This is a genomic window from Phyllobacterium sp. NPDC097923 (assembly GCF_044760925.1).
In the GTDB taxonomy this organism is placed as follows: Bacteria; Pseudomonadota; Alphaproteobacteria; order Rhizobiales; family Rhizobiaceae; genus Phyllobacterium; species Phyllobacterium calauticae.
Genome location: NZ_JBIWBL010000001.1, coordinates 1,536,947 through 1,556,535 on the forward strand (window position 1 = coordinate 1,536,947; position 19,589 = coordinate 1,556,535).

Annotated in this window: 23 protein-coding genes and 1 riboswitch; of the genes, 11 read left to right on the plus strand and 12 right to left on the minus strand. The window is 58.6% G+C overall.

The annotated features are described in order from the left end of the window. Positions 1 to 46: 46 nt before the first annotated feature. The 3 genes from ACIQWS_RS07745 to ACIQWS_RS07755 all read right to left on the minus strand — a co-directional run bounded on the left by ACIQWS_RS07745 (position 47) and on the right by ACIQWS_RS07755 (position 1,724). Positions 47 to 697: a hypothetical protein gene (locus ACIQWS_RS07745; protein WP_403174093.1), complete on the minus strand. Its 651-nt coding sequence runs from the start codon at positions 695 to 697 to the stop codon at positions 47 to 49. Positions 698 to 761: 64 nt separating this feature from the next. Then, positions 762 to 1,502: a CbtA family protein gene (locus ACIQWS_RS07750; protein ID WP_403174098.1), complete on the minus strand. Its 741-nt coding sequence runs from the start codon at positions 1,500 to 1,502 to the stop codon at positions 762 to 764. 12 nt (positions 1,503 to 1,514) lie between these two features. Next, a complete protein-coding gene (locus tag ACIQWS_RS07755; protein WP_130269314.1) occupies positions 1,515 to 1,724 on the minus strand; it encodes a CbtB-domain containing protein in 210 nt (69 codons plus the stop codon). A gap of 31 nt (positions 1,725 to 1,755) precedes the next feature. Then, positions 1,756 to 1,907, minus strand: a riboswitch (cobalamin riboswitch). A 65-nt stretch (positions 1,908 to 1,972) separates the two neighbouring features. Here ACIQWS_RS07755 and ACIQWS_RS07760 point away from each other — a divergent pair. The 9 genes from ACIQWS_RS07760 (at position 1,973) to ACIQWS_RS07800 (ending at position 9,176) form a co-directional block, all read left to right on the plus strand. Continuing rightward, a complete protein-coding gene (locus ACIQWS_RS07760) occupies positions 1,973 to 2,551 on the plus strand; it encodes a histidine phosphatase family protein (protein WP_403174106.1) in 579 nt (192 codons plus the stop codon). Positions 2,552 to 2,637: 86 nt separating this feature from the next. Then, complete coding sequence (copC, locus tag ACIQWS_RS07765) at positions 2,638 to 3,009, plus strand: copper homeostasis periplasmic binding protein CopC (RefSeq protein WP_403174114.1); 372 nt, start codon at positions 2,638 to 2,640, stop codon at positions 3,007 to 3,009. After that, positions 3,009 to 3,893, plus strand: a complete 885-nt coding sequence (gene copD / locus ACIQWS_RS07770) for a copper homeostasis membrane protein CopD (RefSeq protein ID WP_403174121.1) — start codon at positions 3,009 to 3,011, stop codon at positions 3,891 to 3,893. Before copC ends, copD begins: the two co-directional genes overlap by 1 nt. 92 nt (positions 3,894 to 3,985) lie before the next feature. Next, on the plus strand, positions 3,986 to 4,726 hold the full coding sequence (locus ACIQWS_RS07775) for an NAD-dependent epimerase/dehydratase family protein (RefSeq protein ID WP_403174127.1): 741 nt from the start codon (positions 3,986 to 3,988) through the stop codon (positions 4,724 to 4,726). A 107-nt stretch (positions 4,727 to 4,833) separates the two neighbouring features. Continuing rightward, a complete protein-coding gene (locus tag ACIQWS_RS07780) occupies positions 4,834 to 5,331 on the plus strand; it encodes a hypothetical protein (RefSeq protein WP_403174134.1) in 498 nt (165 codons plus the stop codon). 112 nt (positions 5,332 to 5,443) lie between these two features. After that, positions 5,444 to 6,697: a hypothetical protein gene (locus ACIQWS_RS07785; protein WP_403174136.1), complete on the plus strand. Its 1,254-nt coding sequence runs from the start codon at positions 5,444 to 5,446 to the stop codon at positions 6,695 to 6,697. A 219-nt stretch (positions 6,698 to 6,916) separates the two neighbouring features. Next, positions 6,917 to 7,792, plus strand: coding sequence for an aldo/keto reductase (locus ACIQWS_RS07790; RefSeq protein ID WP_403174142.1), 876 nt, complete (start codon positions 6,917 to 6,919; stop codon positions 7,790 to 7,792). 109 nt (positions 7,793 to 7,901) lie between these two features. Continuing rightward, on the plus strand, positions 7,902 to 8,108 hold the full coding sequence (locus ACIQWS_RS07795; RefSeq protein ID WP_223614977.1) for a molybdopterin-binding protein: 207 nt from the start codon (positions 7,902 to 7,904) through the stop codon (positions 8,106 to 8,108). Between the two features lie 126 nt (positions 8,109 to 8,234). Then, on the plus strand, positions 8,235 to 9,176 hold the full coding sequence (locus tag ACIQWS_RS07800) for a GNAT family N-acetyltransferase (protein ID WP_403174151.1): 942 nt from the start codon (positions 8,235 to 8,237) through the stop codon (positions 9,174 to 9,176). 6 nt (positions 9,177 to 9,182) lie between these two features. Here ACIQWS_RS07800 and ACIQWS_RS07805 read toward each other — a convergent pair whose 3' ends face one another. Further along, a complete protein-coding gene (locus ACIQWS_RS07805) occupies positions 9,183 to 9,509 on the minus strand; it encodes a hypothetical protein (protein ID WP_288193780.1) in 327 nt (108 codons plus the stop codon). Between the two features lie 305 nt (positions 9,510 to 9,814). On the opposite strand from ACIQWS_RS07805, the gene ACIQWS_RS07810 reads away from it, so the two are divergent. Then, positions 9,815 to 10,177: a DUF6481 family protein gene (locus ACIQWS_RS07810; protein ID WP_403174163.1), complete on the plus strand. Its 363-nt coding sequence runs from the start codon at positions 9,815 to 9,817 to the stop codon at positions 10,175 to 10,177. A 27-nt stretch (positions 10,178 to 10,204) separates the two neighbouring features. Here ACIQWS_RS07810 and ACIQWS_RS07815 read toward each other — a convergent pair whose 3' ends face one another. From ACIQWS_RS07815 to ACIQWS_RS07830, 4 genes are all read right to left on the minus strand, one after another. Then, complete coding sequence (locus tag ACIQWS_RS07815; RefSeq protein WP_346306180.1) at positions 10,205 to 10,717, minus strand: DUF1993 domain-containing protein; 513 nt, start codon at positions 10,715 to 10,717, stop codon at positions 10,205 to 10,207. A 67-nt stretch (positions 10,718 to 10,784) separates the two neighbouring features. Then, entirely contained in the window at positions 10,785 to 11,867 is a 1,083-nt protein-coding gene (locus ACIQWS_RS07820; protein ID WP_346306179.1) for an ABC transporter ATP-binding protein, read from the minus strand. Beyond that, on the minus strand, positions 11,864 to 13,405 hold the full coding sequence (locus ACIQWS_RS07825) for an ABC transporter permease (RefSeq protein WP_403174177.1): 1,542 nt from the start codon (positions 13,403 to 13,405) through the stop codon (positions 11,864 to 11,866). The genes ACIQWS_RS07820 and ACIQWS_RS07825 overlap by 4 nt, the downstream gene beginning before the upstream one ends. Before the next feature lie 210 nt (positions 13,406 to 13,615). After that, on the minus strand, positions 13,616 to 14,626 hold the full coding sequence (locus ACIQWS_RS07830; RefSeq protein WP_346306178.1) for an iron ABC transporter substrate-binding protein: 1,011 nt from the start codon (positions 14,624 to 14,626) through the stop codon (positions 13,616 to 13,618). Between the two features lie 339 nt (positions 14,627 to 14,965). Here ACIQWS_RS07830 and ACIQWS_RS07835 point away from each other — a divergent pair, with 339 nt between their 5' ends. Next, positions 14,966 to 15,205 (plus strand): hypothetical protein, encoded by a 240-nt coding sequence (locus ACIQWS_RS07835; RefSeq protein ID WP_346306177.1) that lies wholly within the window; start codon positions 14,966 to 14,968, stop codon positions 15,203 to 15,205. Between the two features lie 24 nt (positions 15,206 to 15,229). Here ACIQWS_RS07835 and ACIQWS_RS07840 read toward each other — a convergent pair whose 3' ends face one another. Genes ACIQWS_RS07840 through ACIQWS_RS07855 form a run of 4 tightly spaced genes read right to left on the minus strand, consistent with a single transcriptional unit; the run spans position 15,230 to position 19,560 of the window. After that, positions 15,230 to 17,347 (minus strand): peptidase domain-containing ABC transporter, encoded by a 2,118-nt coding sequence (locus tag ACIQWS_RS07840; protein WP_403174187.1) that lies wholly within the window; start codon positions 17,345 to 17,347, stop codon positions 15,230 to 15,232. Then, a complete protein-coding gene (locus tag ACIQWS_RS07845) occupies positions 17,328 to 18,650 on the minus strand; it encodes an HlyD family secretion protein (protein WP_403174198.1) in 1,323 nt (440 codons plus the stop codon). Before ACIQWS_RS07845 ends, ACIQWS_RS07840 begins: the two co-directional genes overlap by 20 nt. Further along, positions 18,643 to 19,125 (minus strand): hypothetical protein, encoded by a 483-nt coding sequence (locus ACIQWS_RS07850; RefSeq protein ID WP_403174200.1) that lies wholly within the window; start codon positions 19,123 to 19,125, stop codon positions 18,643 to 18,645. The genes ACIQWS_RS07845 and ACIQWS_RS07850 overlap by 8 nt, the downstream gene beginning before the upstream one ends. 54 nt (positions 19,126 to 19,179) lie before the next feature. Next, positions 19,180 to 19,560 (minus strand): hypothetical protein, encoded by a 381-nt coding sequence (locus ACIQWS_RS07855; protein ID WP_403174204.1) that lies wholly within the window; start codon positions 19,558 to 19,560, stop codon positions 19,180 to 19,182. Positions 19,561 to 19,589 lie beyond the last annotated feature (29 nt).

Sequence of the window (19,589 nt, forward strand, 5' to 3'; positions counted from 1 at the left end):
TTGGCGACAAGACATGCGCGGTGTGACCTAAAGGCCATAGCCTTGATCAGGCGTTGACAGGCTGTCGTGGCGGGCGTGTCAGATGGATGACGGCAAAAAGCGCTGAATCAAGCAGCATCGCGAATCCCAGGAAGGAAAACAGGCTGGTCAGGTGTCCAGGCACATCGCTCCAGCGCGGCCTGATGATATCAGCCGTGTTGTAGGGATCGCCGCTATACTGGCACATAACGAAAGAGCCGCCATTGCGCACAAGTGTGGCATCGAGATCGGAGACAAGGGCACTGACGGCGTCCCGGTGTTCAGGCATGTCACGCATATACACAAGCACAGCCTTCGTCGCAGCAAGATAGGCGTGTGAACAGGCATTGAACGGGCTTTGCTCGTCGGTGACACTGCCGGGGACCATGCCCCAGAGACAATAGCTGTATTGGATATTGGTGTAGTTCAGCAGCCGCCGGAATTTCTCATCGGTGCGGGTCATGCGGGCCGCCAGATCGAGAATCGGCTTGCGGTAGTCGGCGATTAGCGCCATTTCACCATGCGACAAGCTTGGAATGGAAATGCCCGACGTATCGGTACCGGCGCTGCTGCGGTGCGCCCATCCGCTTTCGGTTTGCAGCATGAACAGGCATGCGACCAGAGCCAGGAACCAGCCTGCCGGGCATCCCATGGGGATATCGAAGCGTTGCGGTCTCATGACAGTCCCATCGGCAGCGGCAACCTGAACGCCCGCAGGACGTTCAGGTATGGCGCGACCGCGCTCAGCGTGCCGCATGCAGACGATAGCGCGGACGCTGTCCGGCCAGAACCCGTTCAGCCAAAGCGCCGAAGAGCAGACCAAGCGTGGTCCAGACGATCACATGGATCCCCAGCGAAGCGACGCGGAAGTTCCAGAGAACGGTCGGTGAGAACTGTTCGGGAACTTCGTTGATGGCGGGAAGCGAGTATTGCACCAGCGCAATGAACACGACATAGGCGGCACCGGCCATCAATGTCGCGTTCCATGCGCCGTGCTGGGCATAAAGGCGCTTTGCCAGACCCACAGCCGCCGCAAGGGCACCGAGCGAAACCACCAGCATGACGAAGAACAGTTCCGTTCTGGCGCCGATGGTATCCGGGCTGCCAACCGCAGGCGGATTCATCGGGTACTTGATGCAGGGAACGAGAACAATTGCCACAAAACCCGCGAGCGCCAGCAGGGCCGCCGTACTGCGCGGGCTGAGGGAACTGACCCGGCCATGCACAAAGGCAAAAACCAGGGAGAACAATCCGCCAAGCGCGGCACTGTAGACGACAATGCCGGTAAACAGGCCGATGCCGGCCTGTGTCGCCCGCGTGACAAGCTCCGGTTCAGCCGCTGCGCCGGCCGCCGTGCTCATCTTTTCCTCGAAGGCAATGGCGTGATCAACCTGCGGTTCGCCGAACACCCGGGCAAACCCGAACGCCAATAGCCCGGCGATGACCCCTACGATCATGCCGCGGATCAAAAGATCTCTTGTCATTGTTTTGTTTCCTCAGTGGCAGGGAAATCCGAGGAGATGGCGGCCGTCATGAACGAATTCGTGCACATACATGCCCGAGAAGAGCGACATCGCACCTTCTTCCGCACCAATGAAATAGATTGCGAGCAGCATGATCAGCCCGCCGAAAATGGCCCATGGCAAGACTTCGCCAAGAGGAATGGGCGTGACGCCTGCTGACGGCGTAAGAGCGATATCGGACATGAATTTTCTCCCAGAATGACGCGTTCACTAACGGAATAAATGATGTTGCGGCCAGGGTCTGGCTTTCAATCAGTGAAAAAGGACTGATTAATTACAGTGGCGCGACCGCTCCGGAATTTCACCGGCTTCCAAACTCGCAACAGCACGGTTATATCTGTGCGCGCCGCAGACTGTCAATGAACGGTCTGCGGGCTGTTTCCGGTTTTTTCCTGAGGGTTTTGAGGGATATTTTGGCCAGAGCCACGCGGTTGACCCTTGTTTGCCATGGCGCCACACCGGCGATCCGCACAGGTGCTTTCCCCGCTGACGAAGCGCTTGAACCCGGGGAAGCCCAAAACCTGCAGGCTATTGCCGGGCATTTGCGCCGTGCGCACCGTGTTTTGACCAGTCCGGCGCTGCGCGCCCGGCAAACCGCCGATGCCCTGGGTTTGGAATCCGTTGTCGATGCGGCGTTGGCGGATATCGGTTACGGAAAATGGGCGGGTAAGACGCTCGCCGCTGTCCACCAAGCCCACCCCGACGATGTGACGGACTGGATGAACAATCCCGCCTCGGCCCCGCATGGCGGCGAATCCATCCATGATTTTCTCGTCAGGATTGCAGATTGGATGAGCGCGCATATGCATGATGGCGGTCACACAATCGTGGTGACGCACGCTTCCGTCATTCGCGCCGCTGTTCTGAGCGTCTTGCAGGCACCGGATTCCGCATTTTGGCGCATCGATGTCGAGCCGCGCAGCTGTACGGAAATGAGCAGCGACGGCCGCCGGTGGATGCTTCGCGCTGCCGCCTGCGTGCCGCCGCGCCCAACAGGGATTCTGCCATGATCCCGGCAAAAATCAGGCTTAGCTTTCGCCGCGCGGTCGCACCCTTTCTCCGGATCCGTCAAATCCGCCCGCTCACAGGAGTTCTCATGTCACGGCTCATTCGTATTTTTGCTGTCGCAACCGTCCTCAATGCCGGCCTGTTGGGGCAGGTATTGGCGCACGCCCATCTTGAATCGGCAGTTCCGGCCGAAAACGCCATCGTGAAGGTCTCGCCCGTCGAGATCGATCTGACGTTTTCCGAGGGTTTGAACCTGAAATTTTCAGGCGCAACGATCACCGGCCTGGGCAAGGCGACCGTATCGACAGGACAGGCCAAACTGTCGATCAACGACCACAAGACACTGGTCATTCCGCTGTCGGCACCCCTCGCGTCGGGGGAATATACCGTGAACTGGACCGCACTTTCCACCGACGGTCACAAGACCAAGGGCAGCTATACATTCACCGTCAAACCCTGATGGGGTTGGAGACCACGCTTGTTCTGTGCAGGTTCGTGCACAATGCATCCACGATGTTCCTGTGGGGCGCGTTTGCCTATCTCGCACTGCTTGTGCCCAAACCCCTGGCGCTGGAGATCGGGGAGCGCCTGCGTCCGGCGAGCGGCATCGCGGTCTTTCTGGCTATCGGAACGATCTTTGCTGCGCTGCCGCTGCAGGCTGGAATGATCGGGCAGGGCTGGAGCGATGCCGTCGATCTCGGAACCATCCGGGACGTGCTGTTTGAGACAAGCGTTGGCCGCGGCTGGGCGATACAGGTCGCCGCCGCCCTGCTTTTGTTGCCCGCATTGGCTCTGTCGCCACGCCGCGCGCACATCGCTCTTGCCATGGCTTCGGGACTGCTTCTGGCAAGCCTGGCATTTTCCGGCCATGCCACAATGCGGGAGGGCTGGATTGGCGCGGCCCACCGTTTCAACGATATGGTGCATGCGCTCTCGGGCGGCGCGTGGATCGGAGCGCTGATACCGGTTATGCTGATCCTTGGCCGGTTGCGCCAGGCGGAATGGCGTGTGGCTGCGCAAACGGCGCTGATGCGGTTTTCGTCGGCCGGTCATGCGGCCGTCGCATTGGTGATCGCATCCGGCGTGGTCAATACCACACTCGTCCTTCGACGTCTGCCGGCTGATTGGACATCCCCCTATCAGGCCTTGCTGGCGCTGAAGATCACTCTGGTTGTGGTGCTGACCGGACTGGCCCTGATCAACCGCTATGTTTTTGTTCCGCGCATGCGCACCAGCGAGGCAGGTTCCATACGCGCCATACGGCTCGGAACCCTGACGGAGATCGCACTGGGCATTGTCGTGCTCGGGCTGGTTGCCTGGTTTGGCATGCTCGAACCCGTCTAGGTCGAAAAACGCGAGCGCCATGTCACGTTCGATTGGGCTGTCTCGTCTTGGTGGCGCAAGAGCAATTGCAGGCAATGACAGGAGACAGGCACATGATCAGGAATATCTTTCTCGCAGGCGCCAGCGGCGCCGTTGGCAGGCGGCTCGCACCGCTGTTGGTGGAGGCCGGATATGTGGTGACCGGCACCACGCGAAGCGCCGAGAAGGCCGCTTCCTTGCGCCAGATCGGGGTTGAGCCGGCCATTGTCGATGTTTTTGGCGCCGAAAAACTCAAATCCGTTGTGGCTGAGGCCGCGCCCGATGTGATCATACATCAGCTCACGGATTTGCCGCATGGTGTCAGTCCAGCGGCGATGAAGGATTTCATCAGCCGTAATGCCCGCATCCGCAGCGAGGGAACCGCCAATCTCATACAGGCGGCAAAAGCCGCGGGTGTCGGGCGTATCATCGCGCAGAGTATCGCCTGGGCCTACGCGCCGAAAACCGGTGTGTTCATCGAGACGGACCCGCTTGATCTGCACGCTGACGAACCCCGCGCGACGACCGTTGCCGGTGTCGCGGCCATGGAACAGGCTGTGTTGAACGAGCCGGGCATGGAGGGTATTGTCCTGCGCTACGGCTTTTTCTACGGGCCGGGGACCGGCGTCGATATGCCGGCCAATCCGGATTTGCGCGTCCATGTCGATGCGGCCGCCAGCGCGGCACTCAGGGCTATCGAGCGCGGTGCAAGCGGCGCCTACAATGTTACCGAGACAGACATTGTCGCCAGCAGCGGGAAAGCTCGCAATGCGCTCGGCTGGGACGCCGCATTTCGCGTTGACGACCGCCCGTAGATCCTCGCGATAACAGGCGCGTGGCGAATCGACAGACGCCTCCCACAGAGTTGGGAGACGGGCAAAGCGCAATCTGGTTCTAGCACAGGTGGCAGAACCGGAATCCGGTGCCCGTTTTGACGGGAGTTTTAACCGTGCTTTCGTTTCAGCTTGGGATGCCATGCCCTATGCTGTGGCCAATCGTCAAAGAATGGCCCATGAAAAACGTGTCCGACCTGAACAGCAAATCTGCCGGCCGCGCCGGCAAGAATACGTTGGAAGAGCAAAGCAGGCAGGCTTTGCTCTCCAGCGCAGCCGGGCGTTCATCGAAAGCGGTAAAGCGCACAATGAGCCAGTATTTCAAGAGCTTGTCGGATGTTGATGCGGCCAGACATCACGTGGAGAAGGCCAGGCGCACCGCTGATGACAGCTTGAACCGGGCCAAAGCTGCACCAAAACCGCATGAAATCACCAACCCGGCCTTTGTTGCGCTGTTCGAGGCGCACCAGCATGACCGGGAGGTGCTTTTTGCTGCCATGCGCGCGCTTGACCGGGCTCAGGAAGTGCTGCAATCGGAGGCAGAAAAGACGGCATTTTTTGCCAGGGACGACGATCAGCCGCGCTGATAGTTGCAATCTATAGGTGAATAAGCACACCACAAGATTGTATTTTACAGACTTTTGCTTTCCGCCGGCCTATCAATCCGCTGTTCGATGTCATCAACAACGGAAAATCTGCGTGAAAAAACTCATTTCCCTGATCATGGCGGCAAGTTTTGCCTGCTTCGCTTTTTCAGCAGCAGCGCGGGCGGACAATGCCGCGACCGAGCTGTTCCAGAAATATCTCGCCAATGGCCGTATCGGCGAGGCCGACGAGCAACTGCTGGCCTTGGCGGCGAAAGCGACAAACAATGCCGATGCGCAGCTGGGGCTGGGCCTTGTGCGCACCGCCCGCGCGTTCGAAAAGCTGGCGCAATCGCTTTTCAAACATGGATTTGGTTCGAAATCGGATGGCTATGAATTGTATCTGGGGCTGGGCGCCAGCCAAATCGCCAGAAACGGCAATCCGGAACCCATCACCTATGAGCAGTTCCGCGGTATTCTCGCAACGTTCATTGCCGATCTCGATTCTGCCGACAAGGCACTTGCCGCCGTTGGCGACAAGCCGGCAAAGCTGAAGGTCGATCTTTCCGTTGCCCGGTTTGACTGGAATGGCGACGGCAAGGTTGGACCGGAAGATCATATCGGCCGTGCCATTTCGGATACCAATGAAAACGGCGATCCCCTGCCTTTCATTGTCGGTTTCGACACCGCCGATGCGAAATGGCTACAAGGCTATGACAATCTGCTGATGGCCGTCGCCAAGGCATGGCTTTCCCATGATTTTTCCGAAAGCTGGAACAGCAGCTTCAGCGTGGTGTTTCCCCGCGCTGTCTCGACCATGTCGGCGGTCAACGGCAGAGGCGCGGACGAATATACGATGTTCGGAGTGAACAAGGCACAGGCCGATGACATCGCCGATTTCATAACCCTCATTCACACCATTCGCTGGCCGGTTGCCGACACGGCGATGTGGAGCGATGTGCGCATTCACCTGAAGAAGGTCATTGCACTCAACCGGGAAACCTGGGCTCTCATCGACAAGGAAACCGACGACGACCACGAGTGGTTGCCCGGCCCGAAGCAGAAGAGCGGCGTGCTGCCATCCTTCAATGTCACGCAGGAGCGCATCCAGGCCTGGCTCGCGGTATTGTCGCAATTCGAGGCGGCCCTTGACGGCAAGATCCTCATTCCCCATTGGCGCTTTGACAAAGGCATCAATCTGGCCAAGGTTTTTGACGATCCAAAGCCGTTTGATTTCATCCTCTGGCTCACCGGTCCGGCTGCCGTGCCGTATCTTGAGGACGGCCCGGCGATGAGCAGCGGCGAATGGAACCAGATCACGGCGATCTTCGAAGGAAATTTCGCCTCTTACGCCTTTTATTTCAATTAGAATAAAGCCGTTCGGGTGTCGGCCGATGGCAATCGTTGGCCGATCTCGTGACGAGTAACGAGGGCGGGCGCTTCTTCAAGCCTTAAACTTTGGCCATTGCGGTCTATATGTATCAAGGACGCACCGTGGCGTGCGTTCACGATCTTGCGCGCGTTCCATGCGCAACAGACGTTCCCGACTTTCATCGAATACTCCAATTCAAACGAAAGAACTGTGACAATGTCCCAATCCATTGCATCCCAATCCGGTACATTCAGAATTGGCGGCGATATCGAAATCAATCGTCTTGGCTTTGGCGCCATGCGCATCACTGGCCGTGGTATCTGGGGGGAGCCCGCCGACAAGCCGGAAGCCATCCGCACGTTGCAGCGCCTGCCGGACCTTGGCGTGAATTTCATCGATACAGCAAATTCCTATGGTCCGGATGTTTCAGAACTTCTGATCAAGGAAGCCCTTCATCCCTATGGCAACATTCTCGTTGCCACCAAGGCTGGCCTTACGCGCGAGGGGCCGGACCGTTGGACGCCGAAGGGTGATCCGAAATACCTGATCGACGAGGCGCATAAGAGCCTTCGGCAGCTTGGTGTTGATCAGATCGGTCTCTGGCAATTGCACCGGATCGACTCGAAAGTGCCGCGTGACGAGCAGTTCGGCGCTGTGAAATCGCTGCTCGACGCGGGTGTGATCCGCCACGCCGGACTGAGCGAGGTGTCCGTTGAAGAGATCAAGGCCGCTTCGAAATTCTTCAAGGTGGCGACCGTGCAGAACCGCTACAATCTCGTTGATCGCGCAAGCGAGGATGTCGTGGATTACTGCACGCAGAACGGAATCGGCTTCATACCCTGGTTCCCGCTGGCTGCCGGAGATCTGGCAAAGCCAGGCTCGTTGCTGGACACCATCGCTGCCCATCACAAGGCGACGCCGGGCCAGATCGCCCTGGCATGGGTGCTCAAGCGCAGCCCGGTCATTTTGCCCATACCGGGAACATCCAAGGTCAGGCACCTTGAGGAAAACGTCGATGCCGCGAGGATCAGCCTCTCCGATGAGGAATTCAGCGCGCTTGACCGGGAAGGCAAGGCACACGCCGGACGATAGATTTCCTCGGGAAAACGCAGAAAAGGCCCGGTTTTCCGGGCCTTTTTCTTTTGCTTCTTGTAAACAGCATTCGCCCGTCTAAAGTGCGGCAAACAACAGGAGAAACGCCATGAAGATCAGTGCACGCAATCGGCTGAAAGGGACAGTTGTCGAAGTGACAAAGGGGGCAACGACGGCCCATGTCCGCATCGATGTCGGCGGTTCAATCGTCACGGCATCAATCACCAACGAAGCCGTTGACGAGTTGCAGCTGAAGGTTGGCGACAGTGCCTATGCCGTCGTCAAGGCTTCCGACGTCATGGTCGCCGTTGACTGATTGACCGGTCACGCCGGCAATGAAGGTGCCCGTTCGCGGGCACTTTCCGTTTGTGCCGACAACCGCTTGCCTTTTAATGTTGACTGAGTCAATACTCAAGCCAGTCAACAGCAAAGGAATGGGCCGATGTCGGAACCGGTCGCAGAAATACGCACGTTCAATCGCTTCTACACCCACATTATCGGCCTCTTGGATGAGCATCTGACCGACAGTCCGTTTTCGCTTCCCGAAGCGCGCATTCTCTATGAGCTTGCCAGTAATGACACCGTCAAAACGGCTGCCGACCTCTCGCGGATACTCGATATGGACACCGCGCAGATCAGCCGGATACTGGCGCGGTTCAAAGCGCGCCAGCTTGTCAGCAGCACGGTCAGCACCGATCATGCCAAGCTGCGTATCCTCTCGCTGACGCCGGAGGGGCAGGCTGCCTTCGCAGCGTTGGACCGAAGCGCAATCGACAGGGCCAATGCGGTGCTTGCGCCGCTCGATTCAGCCCGTGTCAGCCGCTTGACCCAATCCATGCGCGAGATCCGCTCCATACTGGACAATCATCGATCCGAAACGGTCAGCCCGGCTCCGGCCTACATCTTGCGGACTCCCAGGGCAGGTGATCTTGGCCTGGTCGTTCACAGGCAGGCCTATCTTTACAACAAGGAATACAATCTGGATTGGACGTTTGAAGGTCTGATCGCCGGCATCATGTCCGGGTTCATCGCAAACTTCGATCCGGCACGGGAGCAGGCGTGGATTGCCGACCGGAATGGTGAAATTGCCGGGTCGGTCTTTCTCATGCGTACGGACGACCCGCAGGTCGGCAAATTGCGCATGCTCTATGTGGAACCGTCAGCGCGGGGATTGGGCATCGGCTCGGCGCTTGTTGCCGCCTGCATCGAGCGGGCGCGGGCGGTCGGCTATCACAAGCTTACCCTCTGGACAAACGACTTTCTGCTTTCGGCCCGGCGCATTTATCAGGAAGCCGGATTCAAGCTCATGGAGGAAGAACGGCACCATTCTTTCGGCCACGACCTCGTTGGACAGACGTGGACACTTGATCTGCGGCCGGAGTGAACCGGCCTAAGACTTGACGCGGCGCAGAAGCTCGCGGGCAATCTGCAGCACATCCTTTTCGCGGATGCCCACCGTGACATCTTCGACATCGTCGATGGTTTCGCCCGCAACCAGCCGGATCGGGTTATGGCCCTTGGCAACAATCATTGTCTGTACCCGGCGCGGAATGGCCGGCAGCAGGAAGCGTTTGACGCATTCGACCAGCACCTCGCGCTTGTTGGGTGCCAGCTTGCCGAGTTTTTCGCGCAGCAGCGCGCCAAACATATTGCCGTCGGCAAAACCAAATTTGCTATCAAGATCAAAGGCATGCAATTGATATTCAAAGTGAGCCATGTTGCTCTCCCATGGGCGTCCGTCCGTGGTGCCAGATTGCGACGCCTGATCGTTTCCAGAGATATGGTGCGTGACCCGAAGGTTTTCACGTTCTTTTTGCCAATCGACACCAGATATTACAATGAGCCGGAAATCTTGATAATTCAATTGGTCTTTAGACGGGGCTTTCATTGTCACGGCGCGCCGGGTAGGTTACAGGAACTCTGTCTGCGGCGCCGCGCGATGCGGTGCGTTGTAGCGTGAACGGCAGGTGCCGGGCGCGCCTCCGGCAGATCCAAAATGACCCATACAAGGACTACCCCGGTTTGAAACATCTCAATGAATTCGCTGATCGCCGCAAAGCGGCGGCCGAGGCCAAGCAACTGCTTCTCAAAAAGTTCGAAAAAGCACCCAAGCCGACCGACCCGGAGGTGCAGGCAAAACGCGCAGAACGGGAAGCCATTGCGGCGGCACGTGCGGCACGGCAGGCAGAGCGTGAGCGCGTAAAGCAGGAAGAGCGGGACCGCCAGCTTGCGGAAGCCGCAGCCGTGGCAGAGGCAGCAGAAGCCGCTGCTAAGGCGCTTCAGGCCGAGTCAAGCAACCGGATCGCCCGCGTCATCGCCGATGAGGCCGAGCGCAAGGCGGAACGCGATCGCCGCTACGCTGCCCGCAAGGCAAGACAGCGCTAACGGCTTTTTACTCCAAGGGTTCTGACCCTAGTTGCTGTAGGCGCCCAGATAATCCAGCTTGCCGATGGGAACCCCATTGTGCCGCAGGATGTCATGGGCGGTCGTGACGTGGAAAAAGAAGTTCGGCAACGCGAACTGCAGCATGTAGTCATGGCCGCCCAGATGCGCCTTGTGCGGACCAAAGCTCAGGGTAACCTCGCGGCCTTCGCTGTCATCGAGCACTGATGTGTCCAAGCCTTCCAGAAAGGCCACGGTCTTGTCTATCCGCGCCTTCAGATCGGCAAAGCTCACTTCATCGTCGGGAAAGCTTGGCACTTTGACATCGGTCAGGCGGGCAATCGTCGCCTTGGAGGTGTCACTGGCCCGTTGGATCTGCCCCGAAAAGGGCAGCATGTCGGGGGCCAGGCGCGCGCTGACAAGCACGGAAGGGTCAATCTTCTTTTCCTGCGCATAGGCTTCGGCCTTGGCAATCAGCGCCGAAACGATCGAAAACCCGCGGATAAAGACCGGGACTGAAATCTGGTACATGGAAAGCGGCATGGGTGTTCCTTCCGGGAGCATGCTTGTTTAAGCAGTTGCGCTTTCCGATTCCGGAACAGCAACCGCATCAGGCAAATATATGCGGCTCGCCAAGGACTTCAATGCGCACATGATCCCCGGTTGCAGGAAGATTGACCGCGGAACACTTTATCTGCACCGGCGCGGCCCTCTGGCCATTGCAGGAACCGTGATCTCCCATGATGGCAAGCGTCACCGTGCACACCGCCCCGCCAAATTCGATGTCAACGACCCTGCCATAACCGGCATTCTCGTCAGGGGCGGCTACGGCGTCGCTCTCGGTGACGGAGACTAGTTTCAGCTGTTCGGGGCGCAGCATGATTTCCGCTGTGCCCAGCCGTTCGGCTGTCTGCGCCTTCAACCGGCCAAAGGCGCAATCGATCCAGCCGTTGCCGATCTGCGCCGGCAGCAGAATTGCATCGCCGAGAAACGAGGCCGTCGTGCGGTCGGACGGGTTCAGATAGAGCGAGCGCGGCGGACCGGCCTGAACCAGTTTGCCCTGCCGCATCACGGCGACCTGATCGGCAAAGGACAGGGCTTCCGCCTGATCGTGGGTGACCAGAATGGTGGTAATGCCGGCTTTTTTCAGAACCGCGGCAACAGCCTTGCGCATGTTTTCGCGCAGACCGGTGTCGAGCGCGGAAAACGGCTCGTCCAGCAGCATCAGCTTGGGCTGGCGTGCCAAAGCTCGGGCAAGCGAGACCCGTTGCTGCTGTCCGCCGGAAAGCTGATGCGGCCGGCGGTTCAGCATGATGGGGTCGAGCTCGACCATATCCATGAGGGCAAGGATGCGCTGGCTGCGGTCGGGACTGCGCTTGTCCAGGCCAAAGCCGATATTGTCGGCGACGGTCAGGTGCGGGAAAAGCGAGCCATCCTGCGTCACGAACCCGACACTGCGGCGATGCGCCGGAACGATCGCCGCACCCTCGGCCAATACGTCGCCATTCAGTGTCACCTGGCCGCTGTCCGGGGCTTCAAACCCGCCGATGAGGCGCAGCAGGGTGGTCTTGCCCGATCCCGATGGTCCGACAACCGCCGTACGGCTGCCTGCTGCGACTGACAGCGTGACGTCATCGACGGCGGTGGTGACACCGTATCGTTTTGTTACACCGCGAATGTCGAGAAAGGTCATCGTCCAATAATCCGTTTCGATTGGGCATGCAGCAGGAGCGTGAGGGGCAGGGACAGCACCACCATCATCAGTGCATAGGGCGCGGCCGCCGCATAATCAATCTCGCTGGTCAACGACCAGAATTCCGTCGCCAATGTTCGCGTGCCATTGGGCGCAAGCATCAGCGTGGCCGTCAATTCATTGGTAATGCCGAGCGCCACCAATGCGACGCTGGCGGCGGCGCCGGGCGCAGCCAGCCGCATGGTAATGCGCGTGACCGCCTGCACCGGCGTGCGCCCAAGCGCCATGGCGGCCCGCTCCAGTTCGACAGGCGCCTGCGCGATGCTGGCCCGCAGTCCGACGAGGGCGCGCGGCAGGAAAAGCAGACCGTAGGCGAGCAGCAGCGTCGCGGCGGTCTGGTAAAGCGGCAGGACAACACGCACCGTGATGGTGACAAGCGCCAGCGCGACCACGACCCCGGGCAGGGAGCCGACATAATAATGGCAGGCCTCGAGGGCCCGCTGCATGCGGCTGGGAGCCCGCACCGAAAGCCAAGCCATGGGCGTCGCTGCGACGGTGGCCAGCAAGGCCCCGGCAACAGCCAGCAGCAGTGTTGTCCCGAAGGCAGTGCCGATTTCGTTCAGCTTCCACACCGACGTGCCGCCGGCAATCAGCCAGCGGCCAAGGGTGACGAATGGAACGCCCAGCGCCAGCGCCGTGGTTGCCAGCGGAATGAGCAGGCAGGGCAGGGCAAGCCAGCCCAGCCGGTATTTTGTGATCGGGCGCGCCGATCCCGAGCCGACACGCGCATAACGTTCATTGCCGCGGATCAAAGCTTCAAGCGCCAGCAAGCCGGCGCAGCACAGCACCAGCACGCCGGCCAGCATATTGGCGGCAGGACCGTTGAAGGTCGACTGGAACTGGTCAACGATGGCTGTCGCGAAGGTATCGAAGCGGATCATGACGAAAAGGCCGTATTCCGCCAGAAGATGCAGGCCGATCAGCAGGGAGCCGCCGCAAATGGCAAAACGCAGCTGCGGCAGGAGCACCCGGAAGAAGACCCGCCACGGACCGAGGCCAAGCGACGCGCCGACATCTTCCATGGCCGGATCGACGCGCCGCATCTGTGCTGCGACCGGAAGATAGAGAAACGGGAAATAAGCCAGAACGGAAACCAGCACGCCGCCGAACAGGCCATGCAGGCTGGGGGCCATGCTGATCCAGGCATAGCTGTGGACAAATGCCGGGACCGCAAGCGGCGCAACCGCCAGCCACGCCCACAGGCGGGCGCCAGGCAGGTCGGTGCGCTCGGTCAGCCAGGCAAGGCTGACCGCCAGAACGATGGAAAGCGGGATTGTCCAGACTTCCAGCAGCACCGTATTGATCAGGAGTTCGCCGACGCGGGCGCGGAACACCAGGGTGACCACCATATCCCACCCGGTCTGGATGGTCACCCAGATGACGAAACCGAGCGGCAGAAGGCTGAGCAGGGCAACAAGCCCGGCGAGGCCGAAAACGGATAAAAACGGCAGGCGACGCACGGCATGATGCGGGACCAAGGCCAGCTGCGCAGCAGCTGCATCGGGACGTTGGCGGTTTATTGATCCGGTAGACAACAATTCACATTTGCTTTCATATGCACGAACACCCGCCGGCGGCCAGATTGGCCTTCATACCCGAAGGGGAATCGAACAACACCCCCTGCAAGATCAAATGTCTGTGCAGGAGGTGTCCAGAGTTATTTCATTGCCGGCTAACCGGCATTGTGGTTACAGCAGGCCCGCTGCCGTCATCAGGTCCGTTACCTTCTTGCTGTTCAGCTTCGAAGGTTCGACCTTCGGCGCCTGCAGATCGGCCAGAGGCACCAGAGCGGCATTGGATGCCGCATCCTTGCCAACGGCATATTCGAAGGAATCACCATCCTTCAAGATTGCCTGGCCAGCCTTGCCGGTGACCCACTTCAGGAACGCCTGGGCATCTTCCTTGTGCTTGCTCGAAGCCAGAACACCGCCGCCGGAAATGCTGACGAATGCGCCCGGATCCTCATGCTTGAAGTAGTGCAGGGACACGTTCTTGGTGTTTTCGCCGGTTTTGGCCTTATCGCCGAAATAGTAATAGTGATAAATCACCGCGCCTTCGATTTCTCCGGCATTGACGGCCTTCATGGCAACGCTGTTGCCCTTATAGGCGGTCGCATTTTCCTTGAGTGCCTTCAACCACTTGGCTGTGGTTTCCTCGCCCTTGAGTTCCAGAAGCGCGCTGACGATCGCCTGGAAATCCGCGCCAGCCGGTGCGGCGCCCCAGCGGCCCTTCCAGCTTGCATCGGCAAGGTCGAGCAGCGACTTCGGCAGCTTGTCTTCCGTCAGCTTGTTCTTGTCATAGGCGAACACGGTGGAGCGGGCGGCAACGCCGGTCCAGCGGCCATGTTCCGGGCGGTAATTGGCCGGCACCTGATCGAGGACTGCCTTGTCGAGCGGTGCGAACAGCTTGGCATTGTCGACCAGAACCACTCCCGGGGAATTTTCCGTCAGGAATGCGTCAGCCGGGGAAGCAGCGCCTTCCTGCACGATCTGGTTGGCCAGTTCCATGTCCTTGCCGTTGCGGATCGTCACCTTGATGCCGGTTTCCTTGGTGAAACCGTCGGCCCACGCCTTGGTCAGGCTTTCATGCTGCGCATTATAAACAACGATGCCATCGGCGTTCTGCGCCATCGCCGGCGCGGCGATCAAGGCAACAGCGAGCGCCGCGGCACTTGCAAAAGTCGGAAAGTTGATTTTCATAAAAACCTCTTTGATTTGTATGGCTTGCAGAGCAAATTTCGGTTGCGCCAGCAATGGACCCCGGAACAAGTGAGCCATACAAAACATGAGCGGTCTGGTCAACAAAAAATGGTTGGCGTTTATAACCCAAAATGCCTATCACAAAATAGTTATCACCCGCATTGTCGGGTGTGATTTGCGTTCCGGCGCAAAGAGGAATCTACTCGTTTTGTCCGCGATTTTGGCGTGCCTCAGGCACGGCAGTGCGGCATTGAAAAACTTTCAGTCATATCCAGGGAGTGTGTCATGCCTTTTTCAAGCAGGGACCAACGCATTCACTCCACGACGGATTGGGACATCATGCAGCAGGCCCATGACCGGGCTTCCAAAATGCTCGATCGCTGCCCGAAAACTCACGCTCGCTGCAACCAGCTCGCCCGGATTGTCATTGCGATCTACGAAAGCGGTGTGCGCGATGTGGATGAGTTGGCCGTCATGGCGGCAAATCGCGAACTGAACGTCTTGGCGGAGAGAGGACATTTTCAAAAGCCGTTCCGCTTCACGCCAGCCGACGAACGCCCGCAAATACTGCATTCGTGAGAGCGTATCTCTTGTGATCGCGCTTCAGGATATGGCTTCCTCGATTATGCCGTTCTGAATTCTGATTGTTCTATGCGCAAGAGCGATGCTTGATTGCCGGTGCGCCACAATAATTCGCGTTATGGCAAGGCTGGCCAGTGCGCCGTTGATCTTTTTCTCATTGTCTTCGTCAAGATGGCTGGTCGCCTCGTCGAGAAACAGGATTTTTGGCTGGCGGTAAAGCGCGCGCGCCAGAAAAATCCGCTGTCTTTGGCCGCCGGAAAGTGCGCTGCCCATATCGCCGACGAGTGTCTCGTAGGCCATAGGCATACGGTTTATCTCGTCGTCGATGGCCGCAAGTCGTGCGCATTGGCATACCCGCTCGCTATCGTGTTCCGGATCGAAAGCGGAGATATTTTCGGCGATCGTACCGGCGAAAAGCCGGTCATCCTGCAGAACACAAGCAACCGCTTTGCGGTAGTAAGATGCGCCGAGGCGGTTGATATCCTGTCCATCGATCGACAAACGACCGTCCTGAATCACCAGCAATCCCGCCAGGAGCTTCATGAGCGTGGTTTTGCCTGCGCCGGATGGACCCGTCAGAGCAATGATTTCTCCCGGATTGATGGTGAGATTGACATTCGTCAGAACAGGCGGGTCACCATCACTATAACAAAAGGTCAAATCCCTGACTTCCAATCTGCCCTGCAACCGCGACATGTCCCGCTCGACCCACGCGGCGCCGGTTGCCTCCTCGGGGGTGTTCAGGGCGATATCGGCAAGGCGTTCGGCATGCATACCGAGCATGTTGAGCCGGACGGCCAGACCGATGAGCGCAGACACCCGCCCGGTGAACTGGTCCTTGTAGGCAAGGAAAGCAATGAGCATACCGATGGTCATGGCTCCGTCCATGACGGCCGAAGCTCCCAGCCAGAGCATGATGATGCGGTCAAAACCATCAAGCAGATCGCTTGTCGTACCAAAAACCAGATCGAGTTTCCGGATGCGCAGGTCCGCATTGATCGATTCGACCATCAGGTTAAGCCATGCGCCGCGCCGTCGTTCCAACAGATCGAGCGCCTTGAGGCTGGCAATGCCCCGAATGGATTCCAGAAAGTGTGAATCCTCTTTGGCTCCCTGCACGATGGCTGCCTCGTTGGCTGCCCGATAGGCCGGGTAGGAGACAACGCGAATGAGGGTCTGGATCGCCAGCGTGGCGACAGCGACCCATGTCAGCCAGCCACCATAGATCAGCATCAGGCTCAGCGAGCCCGCAACAACCATGACATCGAGGACAGCCGCAACGATGTCCGTGGTCAGCGCCGACTGAATGGGAACGAGCGAGGAAAAGCGCGACACGACATCGCCGATATGACGCTTTTCGAAATAGGACAAGGGAAGGCGCAGCAGGTGATCGAACAGTCCGGTTGTCCATTGCAGGTTGAGACTGGTGCCCATGACAAGTCCGGCCCAGCCGCGTGCAATCCCGATCATCGTCTGGAGCAGCAGGAACAGGCATAGGCCAATCGCGATGGTGATGAGCAGATCGTGATCGGCCGAGACGACAACCTGATCGATAATGATTTGCGAACCCACCGGGCTGACGAGCGCAAAAACCTCCAGGCAGAGCGACAGCAGAAAAAGCTGGGTCAGCGCGCGCTTGAGGCCGGCGACATTGCGGAACAGATCGCTCAGGCGAATGCGTTCTCTTTCGACTTTTTTCGCAAAGCCGCCGGTCGGCAACAACTCCAGCGCGACGCCGGTGAAATGGGCCGAGGCTTGGCCGAACGTGAGAGAGCGTCGCCCGAGCGCAGGGTCGTGGACGACAATTCCCTTTGCCGTTGTCCTTGCCAGGACGACAAAGTGGGAGAAATCCCAATGCAGAATGCAGGGCAAGCGCAGATCGGCAAAATCTGCAACATCGAGACGAATGGCCCTGCTGGCAAACCCGAGCTTTGTCGCAATGCGCATCAAGGATGTGAGCGCCGTGCCCTTGATGGAAGCCGCGTGCCTGCGGCGAAGGGCGCCAATATCCACTCGGTTGCCGTGAAAACCACAGATCATGGCGAGACAGGCAAGCCCGCATTCGGCCACTTCCGTTTGCAGGATAACCGGCAAGCGATGCCTGAAGCCGAATGACACCCTATTGAGCACCGGATTCATTTCTTGTGCTTGATCCCGGCCTGCCGCCAATGCTGCCGCTCAGGCTGTAGAGCGGCTCCAATATCCATTCATACAGCTTTCTTGTTTCCAGAAAGACATCGGCTTCGACGTCCATGCCGACCTGCAATGGTTCACGTTTGCCATAGGCAAGCACGGTGTCCTGTTCCGGTTTGGCGGTGACCCGATAAAAGCCGCTGGGCGGCTGTTTTCCCGCGATTTGCCCGCCGGCAATGCCTTCACCGTCCGCCGCGCGCAACGCGACGCGGGAAATCTCTGCAATGATCGCGGGATACTGGCCGAATTTCTGATAGGGAAACGGCGCATAGCGCAGAAGCACAGGCGATCCCTGTCTGATAAAACCGATTGCCGCGCTTGAGGCAAAAAAGTGAACTTCCAGATGCCCCGATACAGGCAATATGGACAAAAGCGGTGTGCCTGCGCCAACCGTCTGCCCCGACTGGACAAGCACGGCTGTCACCGTGCCATCCTGTGGCGCCGTCACCAATATTTCCCGGTTGCGCTCCATATCTGCGCTCTGTTGATCAAGAGCCGATATTTGTCGCCGCAACCCGCCGATGGCGGACGCCGCCTCATGATCGAAGCCCCTGAGCTTGGAACGGATCTCCTGCAATTTGGACTGCAGCTGGATGGTGTCCCGGCGCAGGTTTTCCAGCAGTGCGCGCTGCCCCATGTAACTTTCCCGCCGCACCTCAAATTCTCGTTGTGCAACAATGCCTTTCTCAACGACGCCTTCCAGCCTGTCGGCGAATTGCTTCAGGGTTTCCGCATAGGTGGCCGTGACGGATATCTGTGCCGCAACCTGGGCAATCTCCCGCTCGAGCGCATCCGCCTGCTTTTGCAGATTGTCCCTTTGTTCCTTGTCCAGTTCAACGCGGCGCGCAATCTCCGCCTGCAGTTCGTTTCGCTGCAGGCGGATCTGGCCGATGATGGCGGCATAGGTGTTTCCATCGGAGGTCGTACTATCGGTGCTCAATACATACAGGCGGTCGCCTTTATGCACGGGCTGCCCCTCGCTGGCTGAGGTTTCGACAACCCGTCCGGCTTGCGGAGCAATCAAACGCACGACGCCGACGCTGGTCTGCACCGTGCCGGTGAGGCGGACCCTGCGCGTGTATTCGCCAAATGCCACGAACATGCCGATCATTGCGACCGCAACCACCGCACACCCCGTTGCCACTGTTGCGGATATCGGGCGCAATAGTTGCGGGCGCCCGAACCATTTGTGCTTACGGCTGTCGATGGCTTCCTGACGGAAAAGCGCAAGGTTTGCTCTCTCATTCACGGGGGGCAATGCTTATGCGCCGTTCAAAATAGTAATAGCCAAACAGAAGAACCACCTCGGCGAGTGTATATGGCAAGGACAACACGAGCGTATAAGAATATAGGGGTAGGGTCGGCAGCTGATAGAGAGTAAAATTCGACGCAAAATGCACCAGTGTGCAGTAGAAGATTGCCGCGTAAATCCATCTGGCTTTGGCATAAACCAATGATGTAAAAATGTGAAAGCTGGTTGAGGAGACAACGACGAACAAGGTTCCAAGCACTGCAAACACCGGACCGGCACCAAGTTCCAAAGTGTGCTCGTAGACCACCGGTGTCTTGAACACACATTCGAGGCCAAAAAACAGGAAATAGGACGGTATGCGGAACCTGGTGTCGCGGAACAGGACAACGAGGTAAGCCTTGATCAACTCCTCAATCCCGGCCAAAATAAATGTCGTTGATATATCCCAGGCCAAATCCAAAGCATTGCTCATGGTTCAGGATTGAGAGGGGTAAGCGCGGCCATGCCGCGCTTTAAGATATTCAGGCTAGCGGGACCGGTATTGACCTTTGCCGCCACTACCTGTTTCCGCCTTGGTTGGGGCCATTGCCGTCGCCACTACCGCCGGTATAGTCGCCCATCGCGTTGTAGGCACCAAAATCTGGCGTACCGCCGCCTTTGAACGCACTTTTGATGGCCTGGCCAATATACTTAAGAGATTATCCTTCGGATTATTGGACGGCAGTCTCGATGCCTCATAGGTATGGTCCATGATGGAGCCGCCATCGGCCCCCTTGCCAATGCCTTTACCCGTAGCACTTGAGCTTTTGCTGTTACTGGATGTTTGGCCTTTGGAATAACCGGTGTCGCGATCCAAAGCGCCTCCACCAACGACGAACGATATTTCATGCTCGGTTAGTTCGCGCATCAAAATCTCTTTATTTGAATAATAAAATC

Coding starts and splice junctions, on each gene's coding strand:
- copD (WP_403174121.1), top strand. CDS start 3,009: ATGGGGTTGGAGACCACGCTTGTTCTGTGCAGGTTCGTGCACAATGCA.
- ACIQWS_RS07815 (WP_346306180.1), bottom strand. CDS start 10,717: ATGCCGCTTTCCATGTACCAGATTTCAGTCCCGGTCTTTATCCGCGGG.
- copC (WP_403174114.1), top strand. CDS start 2,638: ATGTCACGGCTCATTCGTATTTTTGCTGTCGCAACCGTCCTCAATGCC.
- ACIQWS_RS07750 (WP_403174098.1), bottom strand. CDS start 1,502: ATGACAAGAGATCTTTTGATCCGCGGCATGATCGTAGGGGTCATCGCC.
- ACIQWS_RS07840 (WP_403174187.1), bottom strand. CDS start 17,347: ATGAATCCGGTGCTCAATAGGGTGTCATTCGGCTTCAGGCATCGCTTG.
- ACIQWS_RS07775 (WP_403174127.1), top strand. CDS start 3,986: ATGATCAGGAATATCTTTCTCGCAGGCGCCAGCGGCGCCGTTGGCAGG.
- ACIQWS_RS07800 (WP_403174151.1), top strand. CDS start 8,235: ATGTCGGAACCGGTCGCAGAAATACGCACGTTCAATCGCTTCTACACC.
- ACIQWS_RS07850 (WP_403174200.1), bottom strand. CDS start 19,125: ATGAGCAATGCTTTGGATTTGGCCTGGGATATATCAACGACATTTATT.
- ACIQWS_RS07755 (WP_130269314.1), bottom strand. CDS start 1,724: ATGTCCGATATCGCTCTTACGCCGTCAGCAGGCGTCACGCCCATTCCT.
- ACIQWS_RS07795 (WP_223614977.1), top strand. CDS start 7,902: ATGAAGATCAGTGCACGCAATCGGCTGAAAGGGACAGTTGTCGAAGTG.
- ACIQWS_RS07835 (WP_346306177.1), top strand. CDS start 14,966: ATGCAGCAGGCCCATGACCGGGCTTCCAAAATGCTCGATCGCTGCCCG.
- ACIQWS_RS07745 (WP_403174093.1), bottom strand. CDS start 697: ATGAGACCGCAACGCTTCGATATCCCCATGGGATGCCCGGCAGGCTGG.
- ACIQWS_RS07830 (WP_346306178.1), bottom strand. CDS start 14,626: ATGAAAATCAACTTTCCGACTTTTGCAAGTGCCGCGGCGCTCGCTGTT.
- ACIQWS_RS07805 (WP_288193780.1), bottom strand. CDS start 9,509: ATGGCTCACTTTGAATATCAATTGCATGCCTTTGATCTTGATAGCAAA.
- ACIQWS_RS07855 (WP_403174204.1), bottom strand. CDS start 19,560: ATGCGCGAACTAACCGAGCATGAAATATCGTTCGTCGTTGGTGGAGGC.
- ACIQWS_RS07790 (WP_403174142.1), top strand. CDS start 6,917: ATGTCCCAATCCATTGCATCCCAATCCGGTACATTCAGAATTGGCGGC.
- ACIQWS_RS07820 (WP_346306179.1), bottom strand. CDS start 11,867: ATGACCTTTCTCGACATTCGCGGTGTAACAAAACGATACGGTGTCACC.